We start from the raw sequence: 23,710 nt of genomic DNA on the forward strand, positions 1-23,710 counted from the left end.
GAAACCTCATTTCTCATAAATAGATACAGCGCTATTTCCATACACTGAACTTTTTATCTTGTGATATGCGCCATATGTTTCCGGTAATTCAAATTGTTTTTCATGCTCGCAAATAATTACTGCATTGTCAGCAAGAAGATCCAAGTCAGCAAAGTGCTGCGCAAGATCATAAAATTTCGTTTCTGCATAGGGAGGATCGATAAAAAGCAGATTCGCTTTCTTCTCTTTCGCTTGCAGGGTTTTGGCGGCAGTTCTTGCATCCGCACGCTGGATATGTAATTGTTCCGTAAAGCGGCACTTTTCAGCATTCGCCTTAATAACGGCGCACGCTTTGACATTTCTTTCGAATATGAAAGCTTCATCCGCTCCCCTCGATAAAGCTTCGAGGGATAGTGATCCGCTGCCGCCAAATAGTTCTACCGCCACTCCGCCATTGAAATAGGGGCCAATTATATTAAATATCGATTCTTTTACCTTATCGGATGTCGGGCGCGTATCCGTGCCTTGTAAGGATTTCAATGGGATACCTCTTCTTGTCCCCGCAACAATCCTCATTTCTTGTCCTCCTCTACCATTGTAGACATTCTTACAATATCAATCGTATCTGCTGTTTTCTCAATGCCTAAAAGAAATAATCGCTTAAACCAATTCTCTTCAAAATAAAAGTCATCATCGAGCACTTCGAATGGCATCGTAACAACATCGTATTTTTGGTCATTGTAAACATAAAAAAGCTCTTTTTTTGGAAATCTAAATGTCCTAGTTTCATTCTTTATGTAGATGGATCGCTCATTCGATGTGACAGTATATCCTGCAAGGCTTAGAACTTTTTTGGCTGGATATAAGGTTTTATCATCTTTCAATATGACGCGAATACCTGGATTGCTTGTTCCGTCAAATTGGATTTCGCGCGCGTCTTCAATAAGAAACGGATGAAAAGCCGTATCATCATGTATATTTTTCGTAAAATACGATGTTTTAAAGCCCGTTACCTTCCCGGCTAATGAGTTCAAAACAGTTGCATTGATTTCCTGTCCTGTCATATTGTCTAACATTTTTTTGAAATTGCCAAGTTCTCCTGCAGAAATCGATTCAGTCAAAGTCTGATATGCTTTGCGTGACTTTCCCAATCCCACCGGTTTCTCCCCGAGAATTGAAGCAACCAGCTCAGCCGTCATGCGCTCTTCTTTCGGTATTATAAAACGGGCATACATACTTGACCTGAGGAATTGATCAGCCAGTTTATCTACGTCAGCATTTTTTGATACAATGAATCTGTTAGAATTGAGAGCTGGATTAGTGTTATCAATGATAATCGTTGACTGATCCGCATCAATTGCCTTAAGTGCGCTGTCCACTTCCCTCAGACGCTCCGTGCTACCTGCTCCAAATACCGAAAGCCTGTCCCCCGTATATAGAAGCGGCAAATTGTTCCGCTGCCAATAAAGATCTTTAACATCACCTTTGCCGCTGTATAATGAATAATCAATAGTCGCCATTTTTTTACCGCCTACCTGCTCAAGGCCGTTCACCCACAATCCCCCGGCTCCTGTTTCATCGCTCATATGGAATAATACAAACGCAGCCGATGAGCCATGCAATGAGACGAAAGGTTCTTTGAATAGGGCCGTTTTTTTCATAGGTTCCTTTTTGGGTATTTCGTACGAAATTGATTGGCGCTCATTGTCCCCTTCGATAAAGGCTGTAGCATCCTCGTTCAATCGATTACAGGAGGTCGCGTCCGCAAGGTAACAGGAACGCTTAGTACTTGCTTCGGGCCAGACAATTTCATGGCGCCCTTCCGATAAACCGCTGAAATGCTGACGGATATGAAGTGCATCCGGACGATTTATCACTTCGATTTCCTGTATATGGGTGATACTGTTCGGCTCTTTACCGTCAGCACCTTGTGCTTGAGTAAAATGCATATAAATCAAAAGTCCGTTCACAATCAGTAGAAGGATCACAGTTCTAACGATAAATTTCAAATCCTACACCCCGCAGAATGAATTGATGAATGCACTTGCGCATTCGGAATGGTATGATGAGTCTAGATTTACGTATTCAGAAAGGTAGTGTTATGTATGATATTAAATCAACGCTTCATAGAGCTTGGCGAAGGATATGGCGACGTTTACGAACTGTGTGAATTGATCAAAACAAATAGCGCGCGTCTGGATAAGACATTCGTCTTATCCTCAAAAACACCGGCGGGGCAAGCTTTGTCCCTTGCTGCTTCCTTCGCGCCAGCAAATGATAGCCAGTTTATGCCGATTTATATTTGCAGGGAAGGCATCATTCAGCAGGATACCGTCAAATCAAAAAGAAGATTGCTTTTTGAAGAGGCGGCTGAAAAAGCAGGGAAAACACCAGCTTTTATCGAGTTGAAAAATTCTTCAGAATTTGCGGAACATGAATTGTTTTATCAATATACAATTGGTATTCTGCGTCTCAACAAGCTTCTTCCTCCATTAAGATAATTCTTATAATCCGGTTTTATAGTCATATTCTTTCGCTTTATCGGGCTTAGCGTTTTCGTATTCAGTTTTCACAAATGGACGGTAAGATGGCAAGACCTTTTTAACAGATGGAAGACGTTCTATTTTCCCCATGACCGTATCGACATCCTCCATATTGCAATAAAGGACGACATACTTCATTGTGCGTGATATATAATGAACGTGACCGTACTTCCGAAATGATTTTGCTTGTTTCAAATGATGAAGATAGACAATAATACCTTGACGATCGATCATAGTTTTCCCCTCTTTTCCTAACCCATACAATACCATAGGACTGAAAAGCCCTGCAACAAAAGAAAAGCGGAAGGTGCACACAAGATGCGACTGAAGCGTCCGGCGCTTGGAGCTGGGCACTGAACATTGCTGACAACTCTAACCGATTGCATTATAATGGGGACAGTATATTTGATTTATAAGGAGGTTCCTGAATGGGTAGAAAAACAAATGTGGCCCTTACGGTAGGTGCGGCCAGTGTTGCCGCATGGGCAGCTTCTAAAGTTGTCGTAAAACCGGTGCCTCGTGAAGGTAAAAAAGCACTCGCCTTTGAAAAGCCAGTCATTCTTGCTCATCGGGGTGGTCTTTTGGAGGCTCCTGAGAACACATTAGCCGCATTTTCAAAATCGGCTGAGCTTGGCGTACATGGGTATGCGGTCGACATCCGATTAACAAAAGATGAAGAGATTATAGTCTTCCACGACGAATTTGCAGATCGAACAACAGATTTCTCCGGCAGAATTGCTGACTACACACTAAGCGAATTAAAAATGGCTGATGCAGGCTATCGCTTTGAAGATACAGAAGGAAATTATCCTTATCGTGGAATGAATGAAGAAATCCTTTCGCTTCGTGAACTGATACAAAAGTTCCCTCACATGCTTATCGCCATCAATCTGAAAGATTCTCCGGATACATATGAAGGCAGCTTGATGCCTTCCAAGCTTTGGAGACTGCTTGAAGAGCTAGGGGCCGAGGATTGTGTCGCTGTCACAAGTCCCTATGATGAACAGACCGACAGATTCAACTTATATGCACAAAACAAAGTAGCAACCGGTGCGGGAGATAACGAAGTGAAAAAAGCATACGCTTCTTTGACAAGTATGTTAGGCCATCTATATAGCCCGGGTGCAGATTTGTTCAGAGTTCCAGAGAAACTCGGTGTCTTTTCCCTCGGCACAGAAAACTTCATCAATTTTCTAGCCCAAATGAACGTCCCTGTTTATTTTGAAGATGTGAATGATAAAGATACTTTCATCAAACTTTTGCATGCTGGGGCAGCAGGTTTCATCACGGATCGTCCCACTGTCGCAATGGAGATTGTACAAGAAAATACAGGTCAATGAACAATTACGGTGGAGTTCAGATGTGAATAATCACGTTTCGCAGGTTATCCACAGTACATGATTTGCTAATTTTCCAAGCTAAATGAATACGGCATATGCGCTTTTCAAGGGATTTTGGAAGGCCACTGAAAAAACCCCAATACTTGGAACGCATTAGAAATCTTATTAATACCGCTTCGACGCTTTGTGGATGCCTCCCTCGATAAGCCAGAAAGAAGATCACTTGGGAGACATCCCTCCCTGCTTTGTCGCTCCGGTTACCACGAAGTCGCTCCTTCGCTGGATTGTCTATATGAGAAAAAGTATTTCATTATCTGAGATAAAATCTGCAACCTGGAGTGCATCTTTCTTGACTATAATTAATGTCAACTAGTACTTACCTTATAATCTCGGTATATACATCTTAAAATCATATTTTTCTCGATAATGGACACCCTAACGCAGGCGCAGCAAAGGCATCCCCACTGGCCACAGCAGATTCAATGGGATTCTTTAATTCAACATATATAGAACGAAAACAGGTTGCATCACATGTCGACTTTCCGACACGGATACAACCTGTTTTTTTAATGTTTAGACTCCGGACAGCGTCCTACACTTTTCGGGTCTATCTAGGCATTTGCACTTTTCTTACTGTCTAGGCTTCAGCGCCTAGCCCCTTGAGTCGCTTCAGTTTAAGTTAAAGGCAAAGGGCGCCTTTATCTTAAGGCCTTCCAACGCTTTTCGGGTCTTCCCAGGCGCTTGCGCTTTTCTTACTGTCTAGCTTCAACGCCTAGAGGCTCGGGTCATAAGTCGGTCCGGCTAGGAAGGATTGAACTGCATCCTTCCCGGGCAAAGAACGCCGCTTCGCCAACCCGTCTTATGCCTGTCGCCTCTGATCATGCGCTTGCGCTTTTCTTTTTTTAAGCCGAACACGAACAGCCTCCGCCGGTGCCGCAACTTCCGCCACAGGATGAGTCGGAAAAGAATGCGCTACCAGCCGGGACTTTCACTTCATCCGAAACCGATTTAGCAATGATGGAGCCAATTTCGTCAAATATATATTGAACATCATTTTCAGCTAATCGAAGCGCCGCAACCTGTTCATTCATATCAAGCTCCCGTTTTTGTACACGGATGCTTTTCATTACTATATTATAATCCGGATGATATCTTCCGAATCGCTGGACTTCCTCATATCGTTCCTTCATTGCTGCGAAATCTTGAATTGCTTTTACTAGTTTGGCATCCGAATAGACAGCATCGTGAGCTTTACGGTATTCAGCCACCGCTTCGGAAGCAAGCAACATTCCAGTTAGGTCTTCCGCATCTTCAATGATGGTGATCCATTCGTCAGTCATCATAGAATGATCCCCTCCAATCATAACTTATCATACCAGATGAAATGACGTGCATGCACCTATTCAATATTTATTTCTTTAATATCCAAAAATGTTTTTTCAAAGAGCGCCCGTTCCGCTTCTTCGTAATCAGAAAATGGAAACAAACCATCTGCAGTGTGCTGTGTTTTTTCGTGACCTTTTCCAGCTATGAGGACGATATCTCCTGGTGCCGCACATAGAATCGCTTTCCGGATCGCATATTTTCGATCCAGTTCTGCTTCAATAGCCGAACAAGCCCCTCCGAAGCCTTCCATAATATCCGAAATAATTGCTATGGGATCCTCATTTCTAGGATTATCTGATGTAACAATGACACTGGAAGAATAAAAAACAGCGAGTTCTCCCATTTCCGCTCTCTTTCCTTTATCGCGCTGACCGCCGCATCCAAAAACTGTGATCAGTTTCCCATAACACGAATTGGACAGCGTCTGTAATACTGCTTTGAGTGCATCAGGTGTATGCGCATAGTCGACATAAACCCTTACACCATCCCTCTCTAACTGCTGCAACCTGCCTTCAGGGAGTTGCAGCTTACTGCAATGGTGCACAATATCCACTAAGCTGTAACCAAGAACTAGAAGCGCGCTAATTGCTGCCAATGCATTCATTCGGTTGTAATGACCCGGAATGCTAGGATTCATTTGAAGTTCCGGAACTCGGACATCAGCAGACGGATCCGTCCCAAAATAAATCAAAGGAACCGTTGCTTTTTCAACCATTTGTACACATTGTTCATCATCTTTATTGACAATGATTGTTTTTGCCATTCGGATTAAACGCTTTTTCGCATTGATATAAGCAGACTTTCCACCATGTTCTTCGTAATGATCAGTGCCAATATTCAATAATATTCCTATATCGATCTCGCAATGATCTAAACGATTGGACGACAAACCGAGTGAAGATGCTTCAAGAACGATATGTGTGATGTTTTCATCGTTACATTTCTTTAATAAAGGATGAAGGTATTCAGCAGGTAAGGTTGTCATTTTAGGACAGTCATAGTCAATTTTTATACCATCGAAAAAAATGCCTGTCGTACCGATGACAGCCACCCGATTTCCATAACCTTTCAATAATTGACCAATGAAATGAGTAACTGTCGTCTTTCCATTTGTTCCAGTCACCGCAATCACCTTCATTCTCTCAGCAGGATTACCTGCCAACCGAGCACTGGCATGGGACATGAACAATGTACAATCTGAAACAGTGATGACAACAATGTCTCCCGGTATTTCTATTACATCAGTTCTATCTATAACGATAGCTTTCGCGCCTTGCTCAATCGCTTTTTCAATATAGCGCGCACCATCGTTCTCATGACCCTTCCTCGCTACAAACACGTAGCCCTTCTTTACGCGCGAGGAATCTTCGGTGATTCCCGTGACAACAGTTCTAAGTTTTCCGCCATTGACCGTACAGGGCCAGTCTTTGATAAGCTCTGTTAAAAACAGCACCACTCTCCCCTTCCCGAACATTTTTCTTTGAAAACGAATATATTGAGAGCGAACATACTTTATCGTATGAAAAGAACTCAATGAACGTCACGAAGAAAGTTGGGAGCCTTTATGATCATCCAGAAATTCGGTGGGGTAGCAATGAGAGATGAAGAAATGAGATTGAATTGCATTAACCATATAAAAGATGGACTGAAAGAGTTTGGTGATGTTGTTGTTGTCGTTTCTGCAATCGGCCGTTATGGTGATCCTTACTCGACGGACAGCCTTCTTCAGCTTACGGACGCTTTTTCGTCTTCGGCAGCCGCAAGTGATCTCGCTGTGTCTTGCGGGGAACTGATTGCAGCAGCAGTCATGTCTGCAGAACTAGCGCGGGCAGGCGTTGCAAATACGGTTCTGCATGGCATCCAGGCCGGCGTAATGGCCGCTGGTAAATTTGGAGATGGCACGATTGACTATATTGACCCAGTACCAATTCTTAAAAGCCTTGAACTAACTCGTTGTGTCATAATTCCGGGCTTCCAAGGTATTGATAAAAATGGTCAGGTTATTACTCTTGGAAGAGGGGGCAGCGACTTATCCGCCATCGCGCTTGCTGGAGCACTCCAGGCCTCGCACGCAGAGTTCTTCAAAGATGTCCCTGGCGTTATGACCCACGATCCGCGCGAAGTCGAAAATCCCCGCAAACTGGATTTGCTGAAGATGGACGAATTCATTCCTCTTCTCGATAGTGCAAGACCTATCATTCAGAAACGCGCTGCACTTCATGCCATAAAAACAGCGACACCTCTTTACATAAGAGGTATCGCCAGTACTGAACCAGGAACATGGGTTATGCCTTGAGCAGCAATGATCTTCATTGCTGCCTTTTTTCTTCTATAGGCATCCGTACAAAAACCTGTGTATAGTATTTGCCATATGCACCTGTCCCAAGATGTGAGAAATCCTTTTCAAGAAGGACAGTGCGGTGGGCAGGTGAATTGAGCCATCCATGAACTGCCTCTATTGCGTCCACATAATTGAAGGCAATATTTTCCCGGGCTTTACGATAGTCAATTCCCACCTCTTCTAATCTATCCGAAAGATTACCTGTCATAGGCGATTCATGGGAAAAGTAATTTTCAAGTGCCATATCTTCACTATGTTGTTGTGCTGCTACAGTGAGATTATAATCACTCAAAACTTTTTGCAATCCATGATTCTTTCGGTAGAGGTTAGTTAATTCGAAAATTTGACGCTCCATTCCACGGTCTACTTCCATCTGCATTGAAGACGATGGACGGTCTGCACTTACAATTTCCCCCATATAAGACATGTCATATGGTTGGTGAAGGACCAAAGTAATTGGGTCGATAAAGCGTATCGCTTCAAGTTCTCCATCCACATCGTCGATATAAAGCTGTGCATAGACATTTTCATACTTAATAAGCAACCTATTTTTCACATCATCACTGTTTAACGTGAATGTATATTCATTTTCTCCAATTTGTACACCAACTTCCGATTCAACAATCGTAAATCGGTAAATGTCTTTCACATCTTGCCCAATTTCAAAAGGCTGAACATCAGAAGATAGATCGGCAGTATAGACTTGATTTACTTTCCCTTCAGTCACGCCAGCCATTAACTGCTGTTCCTTATTATAAATCCACCAATCATACCCATAGTCCGAGGGTTCTACACGGTCCGGCTCACCCCACTGCTCGATTAGCACGTCTACACTTTTCCCCACAAATAGTGATATACCAGATTCTGGCCTCTCTTCTTGAGGTAGTGGCATACCTACTCCTTTTCCAGGCACTGGTATAGCTGTGCCATGCTTCACAGGCGATTCAAGTGGTTTATTCTCTTTTACCCGATCATCTATAATATAAAATCCTACTAGGACGATGATGAGCAGAATTATTATTTTCCAAATTACTTTCATTTTTCGACCCACTTTCAACTGTATATTGTTTAGTCAGTTCTCTTGTGGCTGATACTAATAAATAATGACTCCTTTTCATTATACTTCGTCACTCCGATAAAAATGTTGAGGAGTGTCTTATTTATTAAGTCAAACACTTCTTGACACAATGTTGTCATTGCAACTGATGATGAATTGTTCTATTATTAATAAGTATAGGGAATTGGCTGGACGATATATAAGGAGGATATAAACTATGTATATTGAAGATACAGGCATTGAAAATATTGTTGCCGACTTATCAGTACTTGATGAAATCATGTTAAAACACGACCTTGTGCGTGCAGGACAATGGGACTACGAGCGTGCGACATTTGATAAGAAATATATGATCAAAGAAGGTACATATTATTTGCGCGTATTCAGTTACACAACTGATGGCGATGTTGATACGCGTAAAGCGACCATGATTCTAAAAAAACCAGTTATTGGAAAACATTATTACCCACACGGCGTCGAGTACGGTGAAGGTGAACACTTCCCTGCTAGCCTCATTAAAGACTGTGTCGCAACTTTAAAAGCAGTAAGTGCAGCACTAGAACCTTATAACCTTAAAAAGTAATGATGTAATGATAATGACTACCGGAGAACTTAAGGTTCTTCGGTTTTTTCATGGTCATCCCCACTTCAAGAAAGTTCTATCTCTTTTTTACTATTCATTCATCTATATTTTGGTTATAATTGAACTAGCGAATAATCTGGAGGTATGACCATTGTCAAAATGGCTGTCGAAACGTAATTCAATCATAGTGTTAAGCATAATTATTACCATTTTGATTTTCATCTTTATCCTTCCTGTTTCCTTACCGATCATTCTTGCACTTCTTACAGCTTTGATAATCGATCCCCTTGTAAGATTGGCTGAAAAGAAATTTAAGTGGAATCGAAAACTATCGGTGATTTCAGTTTTCATCTTTATCCTTACAATTATAACATCAATTCTTTATTACACCGTCACACGATTGATCGGTAAAATTATTGACTTTACCAAAACAGCGCCCGACTATTTCAATTCACTTTCCGGTGTCTGGATTGATGGTCAAAGCAAACTGTTTCAGTACACCTCTGGAATGCCCGACGATGTTGTAAAGGCTGTTCAAAAAGAATTCAAAAATGTTTTTGAAACTATACGCGAGTCGATTCTTGGTTTACTCAACTATGAGAAGATTATGTCCCTTATGGCAGAAATTCCAAATTTCCTTGTCAGTTTTATCGTTTTCATCATTGCGTTATTCTTGTTTATGCTCGAGTTACCTGAATTAAAGAAAACGTTATTCAGACACTTGACGACCTCGACAGCAGAAAAAGTTCGGTTTATGATCACTAAACTCAATTCCGTCATTTTTGGATTCATGAAAGCACAACTGCTGGTCAGCTTTATCATTCTTGCGGTTACCTTTGTCGGGCTTCTTTTGATTATACCTAAATATGCAATCGTCATGTCGCTTGTCATATGGATCATCGATGTCATCCCAATTCTAGGGTCCATCATCATCCTTGCCCCTTGGTCACTTTATATGTTTATCAGCGGGGATGTAGCAACCGGAACACAATTAGCTATTTTGGCAGCAGTCCTGCTCATTATCCGACGAACTGTAGAACCTAAAGTGATGGGATCTCAAATCGGGTTATCCCCTCTCCCTACGCTAATCGCTATGTTCATCGGTTTAAAACTGTTCGGTTTCCTCGGATTCTTTATCGGACCGTTAGTTGTCATCCTGTTTACAACTGCCCGCGAAGCTGGGATCATTAAATTGAATTTCAGAATTTAAAAAAGTATAGCTTCAGTCAGTGGACGATTCAGCACACGATATGTCATGCATGTAGTCTGTCCCATCTTTACTGAGCGTCCATGACCTTGCAAGCACAAAAACGCTTTCACAAAAAATGTGATAGCGTTTTTTTTCGTTAAAAACCAAGAATCGCTTTAAACATTGATGTCACTTCTCCGCCCTTATAAAAAACATAAAGGAGTAAATAAACAGCAACACCCGTTATCGCTGTAAAAAACCAAATAATACTTGCGATTGGACCCAGTTTCCGGTGTCTCACTAAATTATTCTTTAATCCTGCATGAATGGTCACACCCCCGAGTACTGCTCCTGTTGTTGCAAGAACAATATGAAAGACCAGAAAAACCGTATAATATATTTTCAACTTATCTGGCCCGCCAAAAGAGGTGTTACCAACCAAAATAGTTCTCGATACATAAATGATAAGAAAAAGAATTGCCGATGCCGCTGCCGCCAGCATCGTCTTTTTATGGGCCTCTATTTTCTTTTTGCGGATTAAATTCCATCCTATCGCAACCAATATGGCTGAAAGTACAATAAACAATGTACTAATTGTAGGTAGCAAGGGCAGATTCATTCATTATTTCCCCTTTATCTAAAATAATCTCTATTTGTTATTGACCATGCATTGTCAATCGTTGGCGTTCCAATAGAGCATTCGCCGTAATTTCTTCAGCATTATCCAGCTCTTCTCGATGCCATTTAATGAAAATACTACCGAGTACACCAACATAAATAAGTTCTTGGAATACTTTCATGATAATCCCGCCTAGTTGCTGATCAACCAATGTAGGCATATTCGTGAATAATTCAGGTCCTGAAATACCCAAGCCGGATAAACCCGAGAGTGTGCTTGCCGGTACACATAGTGCCATCGCCTGTAACCAAGCCTCACCGGATTTGTATGTTTCGTACACAGGTACATCTACGAAAATAATTAAAGAACATGCGGGAGTAATTAGTATTGCACTTAATATTACATACCCTATTTTTTTCAGACCATGAAGCTTTGGCTGCCCCTTCAAAGTATTAAGGATTGGCCACCAAAAGAACACCGCCGAAATAAACAGCGTTATAGTGAAGATCGTATGCAATATAGGGCTTAATTTAACATTATCCAAAATTAGTGGAATATGATAAACGGAAAACATACCGGAAAATAACAGTAAGCTCAGAATTGGTTTGGTAAAGAAACTAAAAATACGATTAAAAATGTTGATGTCAAAGACTTTTTTCCACATCCAGTTTGGAATGCCCATTATGATTAACGGTGCAACAATAAGCAGTAAAGCCGCCATTTGTACCATGTGGATAGAAAATAAGATGTGACCAAGTAAATCTAAAGGCGAGCCTTTTATAACGTAAAGCATAACCATACCGGCCATGAAAAAGAATAGCTGGCTCTTAGTAACCGGATCTGTGTCTTTAAATCGGTGACGCATTTTTGTCGTCAGTAATAAATATAAAGCCATACCTAGTATGATAATTAGTAAAAACCATGGGCTCCACAAAGCTCTGAAGCCAAATATACTTAAAGGCATTCGCCATCACTCCTTCATTAAAATCTTTCTTCATTATAAAACGAATAAGGGTGTAACTCAATGTACGAACTATGACAATTGATAAAAAGCGAAAGATACCATTTAAAAGAACGTAACCTATAGAAGTTGAAAAAAGAATTCCATTAAACAGTTGCAGCGCTAGGAGTTGCCTTCACTGGATTGTCTATGTGAGAAAGAGTATTTCGTTATCTGTGATGAAATCTGCAATCTGGAGTATATCTTTCTTGAATATAATTTGTATCAACTAGTAATCACATTATAATCTCGGCGTATACATCTTAAAAACAAATTTCTCTCGATAATGAACACCCTAGCGTAGGCGTAGCAAAGGGTTCGCGGAAGCCGTAAGACTGGATGCGAAGCCGCTTATCCGGGCCTTACGGCGAAAGGCATCCCCAAAGCGCCAAGCGCTCTACAATCCACAGCAGATTCAACGGGATTCTTTAATTCAATATATATAATACTTTAAACCATATAAGACCACGCATCCAGTAACAATACAATTGGATACAGCTCAATTCCTCATTCCTACAATAAATCACTTCGTGTCGTCCAAGGACCCCCATCAGAAGTCTAGACAGCAACCTAAGTTGAAAAGCTTAGCTTTTAAAAGAAAAAAGCCTGTGGAGAGTAAAATCTTCCACAGGCTTTTCTAACAATAAAATTACCACCAAACAATTGTAACAAATGTTAATACAACAGTGAATGCAAGGATAGCTCCTGTATACATGAACATTTGTGGAACGCCATGACCTTCTTCATTCATGTGCATGAAGTAATACAATTGTAAACCAACTTGCACCGCAGCAAACAGTAGAACCGTAGGGATAACCAAGTACTTAGAGAATCCGACTACGTCAGCTTGATAAGCCATAACAAGTGAGAATGACATAATCGTTAGGAAAATCATTAGCGAAAACATCATTATTTGATTACGCATTGACTCACGAGCGCGTCTTTGCGCTAAATGAAATTCTGCTGGTGACTTTTTATAAACTTGAACGTCCGACATATTAACCTATCACTCCCATCAAGTAGACTACAGTGAAGATGAATACCCAAACAACGTCAATGAAATGCCAGTATAACGAGAAAGTGTAGAACTTCGATGCGTTATACAAGTTCAGGCCGCGCTTGGAGTTACGGTAGATGAGTAGCGTAATCCAGACAAGTCCGATTGCTACGTGGAAACCGTGTGTACCAACAAGTGTGTAGAATGCAGAACTGAATGCACTGTTGTCATATGTGAAGCCTAGTTTTACATAATGAACAAATTCATACATTTCCAAACCAAGGAAACCAAGCCCAAGGATTGCAGTAATTGCAAGCCAAAGTTGCATTTTCTTGAAATTGAAGTTTCTTAAATGATACATCGCATATACACTCGTTAATGACGATGTTAGAAGAAGCAACGTCATAACAAATACAAGCGGTAATTCAAAAAGTTCTTGCGTCGAAAACTTAAATCCACTTGGTCCTTTATTCTTTAAAGCAAGATATGTCGCAAAAAGCGTCGCGAACAGGATCGTCTCTCCACCAAGGAACAACCAGAAACCGACAAATTTATTCTTTGCCTCTAGTGTTGCTCTTTCCGGATGATCAGGCCACGTCTCAGGGGTGAATTTTTTATTTAAATCCATTATTTTCGTCCCCCTTTACTTTTCATATCTTTCAAAATGTCTTCTTTCTTCACGTAGTAACCAAGATCATCTTTCAATGAACGCATTGCCATAGAAGCAAATGTCCATACAAGACCAATAATGAGAACAGCAAGGCCCCATGATTCTTCTACGCGGAACATTGCACCAAATCCTGCAATGAACAAACCTACACTCATCATGAATGGTATGAACGAACCGTTTGGCATATGGATATCCTGCACAGGTTCTGCCGGAGTAATTCCCGACTCATTACCTTCCATTTTCTCAATATAGACTGTATCAAGACCACGTACAAGCGGTGTCTGTGCGAAGTTATAGAATGGCGGCGGTGATGCAATCGCCCATTCAAGCGTACGCCCGTCTTCCCAAGGATCATTTGCTACACGTACGTTTTTAATTGAAGTTACGATGATATTATACACCAGAATCGTAATCCCAATTGCCATGAATAATGCGCCTACAGTACTAATTAAGTTTGCTGAGTTCCAACCTTGTCCATCCATGAACGTGAATACACGACGCGGCATTCCCCAGAAGCCTAACCAGTGCTGAATTAGGAATGTTAAATGGAAACCGATAAAGAAGAACCAAAACGTCACTTTACCAAGTGCTTCATTTAACATTGTACCGAACATTTTCGGCCAGTATAGATGAGTACCGGCAAGTATACCGAATACAGTACCACCAACGATTACATAGTGGAAATGGGCAACAACAAAGTATGTGTCATGCAATTGGTAATCAAGTGGTGCAGTACCTAGCATAACACCTGTAACTCCACCCATAACGAACGTTGGGATGAAGCCTAATGCCCAAAGCATCGGTGTTGTTACTTTTATGCTTCCGCCCCATATCGTGAGCAACCAGTTAAATATCTTAACCCCAGTAGGTATGGCAATTGCCATGGTCGCTACAGAGAAGATAGCGTTCGCTGTCGGTCCAAGACCAACTGTAAACATATGGTGAGCCCAAACCATGAAGCCCAGGAATCCAATAAGAACGGTAGCGAATACCATCGCTGAATAACCAAAAAGTCTTTTTCTCGAGAAAATCGTGAAAATCTCCGAGAAAATACCGAAAGCCGGTAAAATTAGAATATATACTTCAGGATGACCAAATATCCAGAATATATGCTCCCAGATAATCGAGTTCCCACCGAATGCTGGGTCAAAGAAATTACCGCCAAACATTCTTTCAAATGTCAGAAGGAAAAGTCCGACTGTAAGTGGCGGGAATGCGAACAAAATCATAGCTGACGCAACGAACGTAGTCCACGTGAATAACGGCATACGCATATACGTCATCCCTGGTGCCCGCATGTTAATAATAGTTACAAGGAAGTTTATCCCCCCCAATAACGTACCACCACCAGCAATTTGAAGACCTATTGCATAAAAATCAACACCATGTCCTTCAGATGCTAGGGCAAGCGATGCGTAAGAAGTCCAACCCGCATCTGGAACTTGACCGAAGAACCATGAAAGGTTCAGGAATACACCACCGAAGAAGAACATCCAAAAACCTAATGAGTTAAGGAATGGGAATGCAACATCACGCGCTCCAATTTGGAGTGGCATGATGGCATTCATAAATCCGATTAATATAGGCATGGCCGCCAGGAATATCATCGTCGTTCCGTGCATGGTAATAATTTGGTTGAATATTCCCGCACTGACGAGATCATTGTTTGGCGTTAGAAGTTGCAAGCGAATGATCATTGCTTCTATACCGCCGACTATGAAGAAGAATCCTCCACCTAGGAGATAAAGGATACCAATCTTCTTATGGTCGACTGTTGTCAGCCAGTCCCATAGCGTTGCGCCAAAACCTCTTTTTTGAGCAACTGAACTCAATTTGTTTACCTCCTATTCAAATTCACGTTAGTAATTATTTCTCTACTGAAAGTCCCATGAGGTATTCAGCAATCGCGTTTAGTTCTTCGTCAGAAAGTTTTTCACCGAATGATGGCATCAAGTTTCCTGGCTTATGTTTCTGAGTATCTGAAATCCACTCAACCAAATCTTTTTCTGTGTGATCCATAAATCCTGCAACGCGATTACGGTCACCGAATGTTGCCAGATTTGGACCGGCTGGACCATTCACTCCACCTTCGCCAACCGCGGAAGTCGCATGGCATCCAATACAGCTTTGCTGGAACAACTCTTCACCTTGACCAGCTGCAGCAACATCTGTCGTCGTTTCGTCGCCAGTTGCTTTCATTGCTGTAACCCATTTATCGAATTCGGCACGTGGTAATGCTTTTACTTTAAAGTCCATAAGTGCGTGAGATGGACCGCAAAGCTCAGCACATTTACCATAAAATACGCCATCTTTCAGATCTTTCGATTCTTTATCAAACGTTAAATAGAACTTGTTGAGATTATCAACGTTTGTATCGAGTTTACCACCGACTGCTGGAATCCAGAATGAGTGCTTAACGTCTGCTGCTATGAGGTTGAAATATACTTTTTCCTCAGTTGGCACAACAAGTTCCTGAGATGTGACAATTCCGAGGTCTGGGTATGCAAACTCCCACCAATATAATTTTGCTGTAACATCGACGACGATGTTTTCTGCATTTCCATCTTCATCCACTTGATCCATTGCGGTAACATCACTAAGTTTATATGTGAAATAAACCGTAGGGACAGCAAGAAGCAAGATCAGAAGAACCGGAATTACCGTCCATACAAGTTCTAATGTATGACTCCCTTCAACTTGATCAGGAACATAATCTTCACCTAATTTTGAACGTCTAAAACGAATAATTGTAACTACATAGATGACCACTACTACTGTAATAACCAGTAACATGATTCCTGATGATAACATCAGCAATTTGAATTGATCTTTTCCGACTTGACCAGCTGGAAGAAGTGTGGATAGTCCTTCTTGGCCACATCCCGCAAGGAACACGGTAAGGGCTGCTAATAGAGAAAAGAGACGCCACTTTTTGAGTCCTTTCATCATCGCTTAATGATACCTCTCTTTCTAAAAAATGTTTTTCTTCTTTTGAGGACGACTGACCTCTCTATATGAATTCCTGTCCAAAGAAAGAATTCCGGATGGTTAAATGAATATCGAGAAAATGATCATTGAGACAAAAAGGATTGTCATGTAATTCAGCGAATAAACGAACATGCCTGTTGCCCATTTTATATCGTCTTTCGCTTTAAATCCTTTAAGTGCTAAATAGAGCCATCCGATATTCAACGCCGTGGCAAGTAGTAAGAAGCCTGCCCCAAGCTCAGTGAGTAGAAACGGCAACGGGAATAAAAAGACAACCCATGCCAGCATTGATTTTTTTGTTCTTGCAAAACCTTTTACAACAGGCAGCATAGGAATATTCGCTGCACGATACTCTTCTGTCCGTCGCATCGCAAGTGCATAAAAATGCGGCGGTTGCCAAATAAACATGATCAGGAATAAAGCCAAAGCTCCTGCCCCGAGTGCAGGTTCGACTGCAGCCCATCCGATTAATGGAGGAATTGCTCCCGAGATGCTTCCTACAACCGTATTGCTGACGTGCCTGCGTTTCGACCACATCGAATAGAGTACAACATAACTGAAGATACCTGCAAGTCCCCAGAGTCCAGCTGCTACTGAAGCGGAAAATAATAGCACTTCACCTAACACGATGAAAGTCAGCGCAAGTGCCAATACAGCCGGCGCCTTAAAACGTCCGGTAACTGTCGGCCTGGACTTCGTTCTAGTCATGACCGGATCGATATCACGATCGATTAAATTGTTAAGTGCCGCTGAACCGGCAATAATCAATCCTGATCCGACAAGAGCATAAACGAGCAGATCTATATTATGTAGAAAGTTTTTACCGGTGAATTGAAACGCAAGGAAAAGTCCGGTGAAAGTTGTGATCATGTTCGAATTAACAATACCGATTTTAATGAGCGCAAGAAAGTCCTTAAATAGAGACGACGTGACTGCGGTCGAATCGGCAGGTGTAGAAATTGTATGACCGTTTGACAAGTTACCCCTCCTTCCAAAGTTGTGAGCGTTGATCGCTATACTTAACTATATCGAAATTTGGGTAGCATTTCTATACATATCCAAAATTTCTCCCAAATTCCTTGTAATCTCGACACATTTATTCGACGGCCTCCTCTATAGTAAATCATTTCACTATGCCTTTTGTGAAGCTAAAGCGTCTTTTTTATGAACAATTTGTGAAAAGGACTGTTACTCAGCCTTTTTCAATCATTCTTCATTGTCTTTTAGACTGTTCTTCGTTATCATAAGAAAAGCGTGAGCGCCTGGAGTCTATAAACAGTTCCAGAATAAAAAACTTATACTATCTTATCTTTTCAAAAAAGCAGGGGCCTTTTAAACAATGGTCATCATTTAAAAAGTAGGTGTCGTTTTTTGCAATATAATAAATATTTAAAATGGTTTGCTGTCGCTTCAACAGTTGGTATGCTTTTAATCCTACTCGGCGGCGCTCTAGTTACAAAAACCGATAGCGGCATGGGCTGCGGGAGACATTGGCCCGGATGCAATGGTCAGCTAATTCCCGATGTAATCACTGCCGATGTATTGATTGAGTTTTCACACCGGCTTGTCACTGGATCTGTCGGAATTTTAATTGTCATATTAGCTGTTTGGTCATGGAAGGCATTGGGACATATTAGGGAAACGAAGTTCTTAGCAATTTCGGCTGTATTCTTTCTTATATTACAAGCATTGATTGGTGCTGCTCAAGTAATGTGGGGGCAAGGTGATTTCATACTCGCACTTCATTTCGGCATTTCACTTTTATCTTTCGCCTCCGTCTTTCTGCTGACGCTTCTAATCTTTGAAGTGGACCGCAAGTTTGATGCAGATAAGTTACAAATCGGAAAACGGTTGAAATGGCATACCTTCGGTGTATCGATTTATTCATACTTCGTGGTGTACACTGGTGCACTCGTTCGTCATACAGAATCGGGGCTTGCTTGCCTAGACTGGCCATTATGCCGAAACGGTTCCTTTGAACTTCCGCGCAGCTCGTTTGAATGGGTACAGATGGGACACCGTACTGCAGCGGCACTCATTTTTGTCTGGATATTGGTTATCATGATTCACGCCATTCGGCATTATAAAAATCAGCGCATCATCTATTGGGGCTGGATTAGCGCCTTTACACTTGTCGCGCTTCAAGCAACGACTGGAATGATAGTTGTTTTAACAAGGCTGAATCTTTATATCGCTCTGCTCCATTCGCTGTTCATCACACTGCTGTTCGGTTTGTTGACGTATATGATTTTGCTTGTTTCAAGAAGTAAACTGAAGAAGTGAATGAAGAACAGTCCTTTCTACAAGTCTACCCAATTCACTAGTTGAAAAAACAAGAGCATCCAGATTAAATCCGGGTGCTCTTGTTTTTTCGTTTAGTGTTCCAATTCGACTAGCAGATCTCCTGTCGCAATCGATTCTCCCGCGGACACATATATCTCCTTTACAGTGCCATCAAAAGGTGCTTGGATAGTAGTCTCCATCTTCATAGCTTCGGTGATAAGTAAATGTTCGCCTCTCTTCACTTTTGCTCCTTTGGAAATCGCAACTTTCAAAACAGTTCCTGGCATAGTTGCTGCAATGTGCGCATCATTTGAAGTATCCGCTTTTTGCTTCCTGACTGTGACAGACTCTACACTCATGTCTTCAATAATGACTTCACGCGGCTGTCCGTTCAACTCGAAGTAGATAACTCTTGTTGCGTCCGATTGCGGTTCACTAATCGACACTAACTTAACAATCAATGTTTTCCCTTTTTCAATCTCCACTTCGATTTCCTCACCGAGACGCATTCCATAGAGGAATTCAGGCGTGTCAATAACAGATACATCGCCGAATTGCTGATTGGTCTGAGAATATTCCTCGAAAACTTTCGGATATAGAGCATGAGAAAGTACTTCGTGACTAGTAACAGGACGCTCTAACTTATGATTTAATTCATCCCGCAGCATTTCAAAATTAACATCCTCCAACAACTCTCCCGGACGCACGGTGATTGCTTGACGTTCTTTTAAAATGACTTTCTGCAGTTCTTCAGGAAAACCACCGTATGGTTGTCCAATATATCCTTCGAAAAACTCAATAACCGATTCCGGGAAATCAATTGACTTTCCGCGTGCTAAGACTGATTTCTCGTCAAGTTCATTCTGCACCATGAATAATGCCATATCTCCGACTATCTTCGATGAAGGTGTTACTTTCACCACATCACCAAATAACAGATTAACTCGCGAATACATGTCTTTCACTTCTCCCCAGCGTTCTCCAAGTCCTACCGCTTTCGCTTGTTGCTGTAAGTTTGAATATTGACCGCCAGGCATTTCATGGACATAAATTTCCGAATGCGGGCTCATCATTCCACTTTCGAAGTGTTGGTAATACTTCCGCACATCTTCCCAGTAGTACGACAAGTCTTCCAGTGACTTAACATCAGCTCGCACATTACGTTTACCGCCTTGCAGCGCGTAAAGCAGAGAGCTTGCCGAAGGTTGTGAAGTTAGACCCGCCATTGAACCTAATGCCGTGTCTACGATGTCCACACCAGCCTCAATCGCTTTTGCATACATATAAATACCGTTACCACTCGTATCATGTGAATGTAAATGAATCGGAATATCGACCGTGGCTTTCAATTCAGAAACGAGACGATATGCAGCTTCTGGTTTCAAGAGGCCAGCCATGTCTTTGATAGCAAGAATATGCGCACCCGCTGATTCAAGTTCTTTTGCCATTTCTTTATAGTAGCCTACCGTATATTTTGCGCGTGAATCGTCAAGAATATCGCCCGTATAGCAAATGGCCGCTTCCGCAATTTTTCCAGCTTCACGTGTAGCGTCGATTGCGACTTCCATCCCTTTAATCCAGTTCAAACTGTCGAAAATGCGGAATACATCAATCCCGGCTTCCGCAGATTTTTTAACGAACTCACGGATGACATTATCAGGATAATTCGTGTAGCCGACCGCATTTGCTCCGCGGAACAGCATTTGGAATAGAACATTGGGAATTTGTTCACGCAGTTTCAACAGTCTATCCCATGGATCTTCTTTCAGGAACCTATAAGCCACATCAAATGTTGCTCCGCCCCACATTTCATACGAAAACAGATCCGGCATAAGTCTCGCAGATTCAGCTGCAATTGAAGTCATGTCGGAGGTACGGACCCGTGTGGCCAACAAGGATTGGTGTGCATCACGGAACGTTGTATCTGTCAAAAGCACATCATCTTGCTCTTTAATCCACTTGATAAGCCCCTCTGCCCCACGTTCGTCCAAAATTTGTTTTGTTCCCGGTTTTGGTGGTGCCAGAAGATCGACAGTTGGTTTTCGTACAGGATGGAGCAAAGGCTTGGACTGCTTCCCGATTCCTGGGAATCCGTTAACGGTAACATTACCAATATAATTCAGCATTTTCGTCCCGCGGTCTTTCCGGTTCGGGAATAGGAACAATTCGGGTGTCGTATCGATGAAGCTAGTATTATAATTTCCTGTCAGGAAATTTTTATGCTTTACTACATTTTCAAGAAACGGGATATTGGTCTTAATGCCACGAATCCTGAATTCCTGCAAGTTTCGATCCATTTTCGAAGCCGCTTCACGGAACGTCATACCCCATGTAGATACTTTAACGAGCAGAGAATCATAGTAAGGAGTTATGATTGCACCTTGGAATCCATTCCCTGCATCAAGACGAACACCAAATCCTCCTCCTGAACGATAAACCATCAATTTACCTGTATCAGGCATAAAGTCATTCAGCGGATCTTCTGTTGTCACACGTGATTGGATTGCAAATCCGAATAATGGAATCTTATCTTGTTTTGGAATACCCGTTTCACCATCATGAAGGTTTTTTCCATCCGCAATATGAATTTGTGCGTGGACAATATCGATTCCTGTCACCATTTCAGTGATTGTATGCTCTACTTGAATGCGCGGATTTACTTCAATGAAATAAAATCGACCATCGGATACGAGAAATTCTACGGTTCCAGCATTTTTATAATTTACATTTTTCATCACTTTTACTGCCGCATCGCAAATTTCTTCCCTCAATCCATCTTCAAGAGAAATGGAAGGTGCAATTTCAACGACTTTCTGATGACGGCGCTGAATCGAACAATCACGCTCGAAAAGATGAATAACATTGCCGTATGTATCTCCAAGGATTTGTACCTCGATATGTTTTGGCTTATCAATGTATTTCTCAACATACACTTCATCGGAACCGAATGCAGATTTCGCTTCTGACCTCGCACGTTCAAAAGCTTCAGTTACTTCGTCTGCAGAATTGACGATTCGCATTCCGCGCCCGCCGCCACCAAGAGATGCTTTGATGATGATGGGATAGCCATTCGATTCGCCAAATGTTTCGACTTCTCTGACCGTAGAAACTGGACCATCACTGCCTGGTATGACAGGAATTCCAGCATTTATAGCCTGTTCACGCGCTTTAACTTTATCTCCAAACATATCAAGCTGTTTTGAACTTGGTCCAATAAAAATAATACCTTCTTCTTCTAAACGCCTTGCAAATTCCGTGTTTTCAGCTAGAAATCCATAACCAGGATGGATGGCATTCGCTCCGGAGTCTTTCGCGATCGCGATGATACCCTCAATATCTAGATAAGCATCGATTGGTTTCTTTCCTTCTCCGACGAGGTAAGACTCGTCCGCCTTGTAACGATGAAATGACCCACTGTCTTCAGTTGAATAAATACCTACCGTTGGAATATTCAATTCGGTACAAGCACGAAAAACTCGTATTGCTATTTCTCCACGGTTGGCTACGAGGATTTTCTTAATCTGTTCCATCACAAGGCACTTCCTTTTCTATTTGTTTTTTTCATATTTTACGAACATTGAGACATTCGTTAATATTCCTAAAGACAAAGATAACAGAATAATTGATGTTCCGCCATAGCTAATGAATGGCAGGGTCACCCCTGTAAGCGGTAGCAATCCCATCAGACCGCCCAAATTCACGAATGTTTGAATTCCTATCATGCTTCCAATTCCAGCTGCAAGCATCCGTGCGTGAGGATCTTTTGCTTGAAGGGATATTAATAAAGCTCTTAATACAATAAAGCCAAGACCTCCAATAACGACGATGGCACCGAGTAGACCTAATTCTTCAGAAATAACCGCCATAATCACATCCGTTTGCGGTTCAGGTAAGTAACCTCTTTTCTGAATGGAATTGCCAAGCCCTCTCCCTTGCAAACCTCCAGAACCGATAGCAATATAGCCGTTCGCGATCTGATAACCAGACCCTTGGATATAATCGAATGGATTCAGGAATGATAATATACGGCCTGCCCTACCTTCATTCATGATCGTTTCCCATTTGAAATAAAGGACAAGCGCTGCAAAGACAAGGCCCACCGAAATGATTCCGCTAATTTTCATAAAGGTCCTTTTTTTAATACCACTTGCCGCCAAGACAGAAAGTGCAGTTACGATGATAATAAACGAACTCCCGATGTCTGTCTCTAGCATGATAGAACCGACCGCTAATACTAAAATGACAACAGGCGGTAATATTGATTGGTTAATATTGTCGATTGTACCAGACTCGTATTTTTTTGCAAAAATCCCTGAAAAATAGACAATTAGGATTAACTTCGCAACTTCCGAGGGTTGCAGATTACCAATAGGTGTTTTTAACCAACTTGTCGCTCCGACATGTTCACCCGAACCAACGAAATGAACAAGAAACAATAGAAAAAGCATCCCTATTACAGCAAAAACCATTAAATTTTTCCGTTTATAATTTTTGTACGGAAAAAAAGCCGCCACAAAGAAAGCCGGAATAGCAAGTTTCAAATTTAACAACTGTTTTTGCAAATAATAATCAGCCGGATAATCATATCGCCCTACCGCAACAACCATACTTGAGCTGTAAATCATAACAAGCCCGAAAAAACAAAGCAGCAGATAGACAAAAAATAACGGAAAATCAAAATAGCGAAATAGCTTTTTAGCATATGTTTTCATAGGGTACCTCTTTTTCATTAAAC

21 protein-coding genes are annotated in these 23,710 nt (G+C 41.6%); 6 read left to right on the forward strand and 15 right to left on the reverse strand.

The window, feature by feature from the left end; translation table 11 throughout:
- Positions 1–6 precede the first annotated feature (6 nt).
- Positions 7–555: a 16S rRNA (guanine(966)-N(2))-methyltransferase RsmD gene (gene rsmD / locus MKZ11_RS22165; RefSeq protein ID WP_340796514.1), complete on the reverse strand. Its 549-nt coding sequence runs from the start codon at positions 553–555 to the stop codon at positions 7–9.
- A complete protein-coding gene (locus MKZ11_RS22170) occupies positions 552–1,988 on the reverse strand; it encodes a hypothetical protein (protein WP_340796515.1) in 1,437 nt (478 codons plus the stop codon). The genes rsmD and MKZ11_RS22170 overlap by 4 nt, the downstream gene beginning before the upstream one ends.
- Positions 1,989–2,084: 96 nt before the next feature.
- Here MKZ11_RS22170 and MKZ11_RS22175 point away from each other — a divergent pair, with 96 nt between their 5' ends.
- Entirely contained in the window at positions 2,085–2,480 is a 396-nt protein-coding gene (locus MKZ11_RS22175; RefSeq protein ID WP_340796516.1) for a DUF7147 family protein, read from the forward strand.
- Positions 2,481–2,483: 3 nt separating this feature from the next.
- On the opposite strand, the gene MKZ11_RS22180 is transcribed toward MKZ11_RS22175, so the two are convergent.
- Entirely contained in the window at positions 2,484–2,756 is a 273-nt protein-coding gene (locus tag MKZ11_RS22180; RefSeq protein WP_067211526.1) for a YlbG family protein, read from the reverse strand.
- Between the two features lie 194 nt (positions 2,757–2,950).
- On the opposite strand from MKZ11_RS22180, the gene MKZ11_RS22185 reads away from it, so the two are divergent.
- The gene (locus MKZ11_RS22185; protein WP_340796517.1) at positions 2,951–3,862 is read left to right on the forward strand and encodes a glycerophosphodiester phosphodiesterase family protein; all 912 of its coding nucleotides are present in this window, start codon (positions 2,951–2,953) and stop codon (positions 3,860–3,862) included.
- Positions 3,863–4,764: 902 nt separating this feature from the next.
- Here MKZ11_RS22185 and MKZ11_RS22190 read toward each other — a convergent pair.
- Both MKZ11_RS22190 and MKZ11_RS22195 read right to left on the reverse strand, forming a co-directional pair.
- Positions 4,765–5,205, reverse strand: coding sequence for a YlbF family regulator (locus tag MKZ11_RS22190; RefSeq protein WP_340796518.1), 441 nt, complete (start codon positions 5,203–5,205; stop codon positions 4,765–4,767).
- 56 nt (positions 5,206–5,261) lie between these two features.
- On the reverse strand, positions 5,262–6,704 hold the full coding sequence (locus tag MKZ11_RS22195) for a UDP-N-acetylmuramoyl-L-alanyl-D-glutamate--2,6-diaminopimelate ligase (RefSeq protein ID WP_340796519.1): 1,443 nt from the start codon (positions 6,702–6,704) through the stop codon (positions 5,262–5,264).
- Between the two features lie 108 nt (positions 6,705–6,812).
- On the opposite strand from MKZ11_RS22195, the gene MKZ11_RS22200 reads away from it, so the two are divergent.
- The gene (locus MKZ11_RS22200) at positions 6,813–7,544 is read left to right on the forward strand and encodes an amino acid kinase family protein (RefSeq protein ID WP_340796520.1); all 732 of its coding nucleotides are present in this window, start codon (positions 6,813–6,815) and stop codon (positions 7,542–7,544) included.
- A 13-nt stretch (positions 7,545–7,557) separates the two neighbouring features.
- On the opposite strand, the gene MKZ11_RS22205 is transcribed toward MKZ11_RS22200, so the two are convergent.
- A complete protein-coding gene (locus MKZ11_RS22205) occupies positions 7,558–8,628 on the reverse strand; it encodes a CAP domain-containing protein (RefSeq protein ID WP_340796521.1) in 1,071 nt (356 codons plus the stop codon).
- A gap of 235 nt (positions 8,629–8,863) precedes the next feature.
- On the opposite strand from MKZ11_RS22205, the gene MKZ11_RS22210 reads away from it, so the two are divergent.
- Positions 8,864–9,229, forward strand: a complete 366-nt coding sequence (locus MKZ11_RS22210) for a YugN family protein (RefSeq protein WP_340796522.1) — start codon at positions 8,864–8,866, stop codon at positions 9,227–9,229.
- A 151-nt stretch (positions 9,230–9,380) separates the two neighbouring features.
- Positions 9,381–10,439, forward strand: a complete 1,059-nt coding sequence (gene ytvI, locus MKZ11_RS22215; protein WP_340796523.1) for a sporulation integral membrane protein YtvI — start codon at positions 9,381–9,383, stop codon at positions 10,437–10,439.
- A gap of 136 nt (positions 10,440–10,575) precedes the next feature.
- On the opposite strand, the gene MKZ11_RS22220 is transcribed toward ytvI, so the two are convergent.
- The 7 genes from MKZ11_RS22220 to cyoE form a co-directional block, all read right to left on the reverse strand.
- Complete coding sequence (locus MKZ11_RS22220) at positions 10,576–11,037, reverse strand: DUF420 domain-containing protein (RefSeq protein WP_340796524.1); 462 nt, start codon at positions 11,035–11,037, stop codon at positions 10,576–10,578.
- A gap of 37 nt (positions 11,038–11,074) precedes the next feature.
- The gene (gene ctaG / locus MKZ11_RS22225) at positions 11,075–12,001 is read right to left on the reverse strand and encodes a cytochrome c oxidase assembly factor CtaG (protein WP_340796525.1); all 927 of its coding nucleotides are present in this window, start codon (positions 11,999–12,001) and stop codon (positions 11,075–11,077) included.
- Between the two features lie 685 nt (positions 12,002–12,686).
- Positions 12,687–13,034 (reverse strand): cytochrome C oxidase subunit IV family protein, encoded by a 348-nt coding sequence (locus tag MKZ11_RS22230; RefSeq protein ID WP_340796526.1) that lies wholly within the window; start codon positions 13,032–13,034, stop codon positions 12,687–12,689.
- 1 nt (position 13,035) lies between these two features.
- Entirely contained in the window at positions 13,036–13,662 is a 627-nt protein-coding gene (locus MKZ11_RS22235) for a cytochrome c oxidase subunit 3 (protein WP_340796527.1), read from the reverse strand.
- The gene (gene ctaD, locus MKZ11_RS22240; protein WP_340796528.1) at positions 13,662–15,536 is read right to left on the reverse strand and encodes a cytochrome c oxidase subunit I; all 1,875 of its coding nucleotides are present in this window, start codon (positions 15,534–15,536) and stop codon (positions 13,662–13,664) included. The genes MKZ11_RS22235 and ctaD overlap by 1 nt, the downstream gene beginning before the upstream one ends.
- Before the next feature lie 34 nt (positions 15,537–15,570).
- Complete coding sequence (gene coxB, locus MKZ11_RS22245; RefSeq protein ID WP_340796529.1) at positions 15,571–16,653, reverse strand: cytochrome c oxidase subunit II; 1,083 nt, start codon at positions 16,651–16,653, stop codon at positions 15,571–15,573.
- Positions 16,654–16,752: 99 nt separating this feature from the next.
- Complete coding sequence (cyoE, locus tag MKZ11_RS22250; RefSeq protein WP_340796530.1) at positions 16,753–17,670, reverse strand: heme o synthase; 918 nt, start codon at positions 17,668–17,670, stop codon at positions 16,753–16,755.
- 393 nt (positions 17,671–18,063) lie between these two features.
- Between cyoE and MKZ11_RS22255 the strand changes: the two genes are divergently transcribed.
- Positions 18,064–18,975, forward strand: coding sequence for a COX15/CtaA family protein (locus tag MKZ11_RS22255; RefSeq protein WP_340796531.1), 912 nt, complete (start codon positions 18,064–18,066; stop codon positions 18,973–18,975).
- A gap of 92 nt (positions 18,976–19,067) precedes the next feature.
- Here MKZ11_RS22255 and pyc read toward each other — a convergent pair whose 3' ends face one another.
- Both pyc and MKZ11_RS22265 read right to left on the reverse strand, forming a co-directional pair.
- Complete coding sequence (gene pyc, locus MKZ11_RS22260) at positions 19,068–22,505, reverse strand: pyruvate carboxylase (protein WP_340796532.1); 3,438 nt, start codon at positions 22,503–22,505, stop codon at positions 19,068–19,070.
- 18 nt (positions 22,506–22,523) lie between these two features.
- Positions 22,524–23,687 carry an FtsW/RodA/SpoVE family cell cycle protein gene (locus MKZ11_RS22265; RefSeq protein WP_340796533.1) on the reverse strand — a complete coding sequence of 388 codons (1,164 nt, stop codon included), beginning with the start codon at positions 23,685–23,687 and terminating at the stop codon, positions 22,524–22,526.
- Between the last annotated feature and the right edge of the window lie 23 nt (positions 23,688–23,710).

Origin of the sequence: Sporosarcina sp. FSL K6-1508, assembly GCF_038007465.1 — a bacterium.
Lineage (GTDB): Bacteria > Bacillota > Bacilli > Bacillales_A > Planococcaceae > Sporosarcina > Sporosarcina psychrophila_B.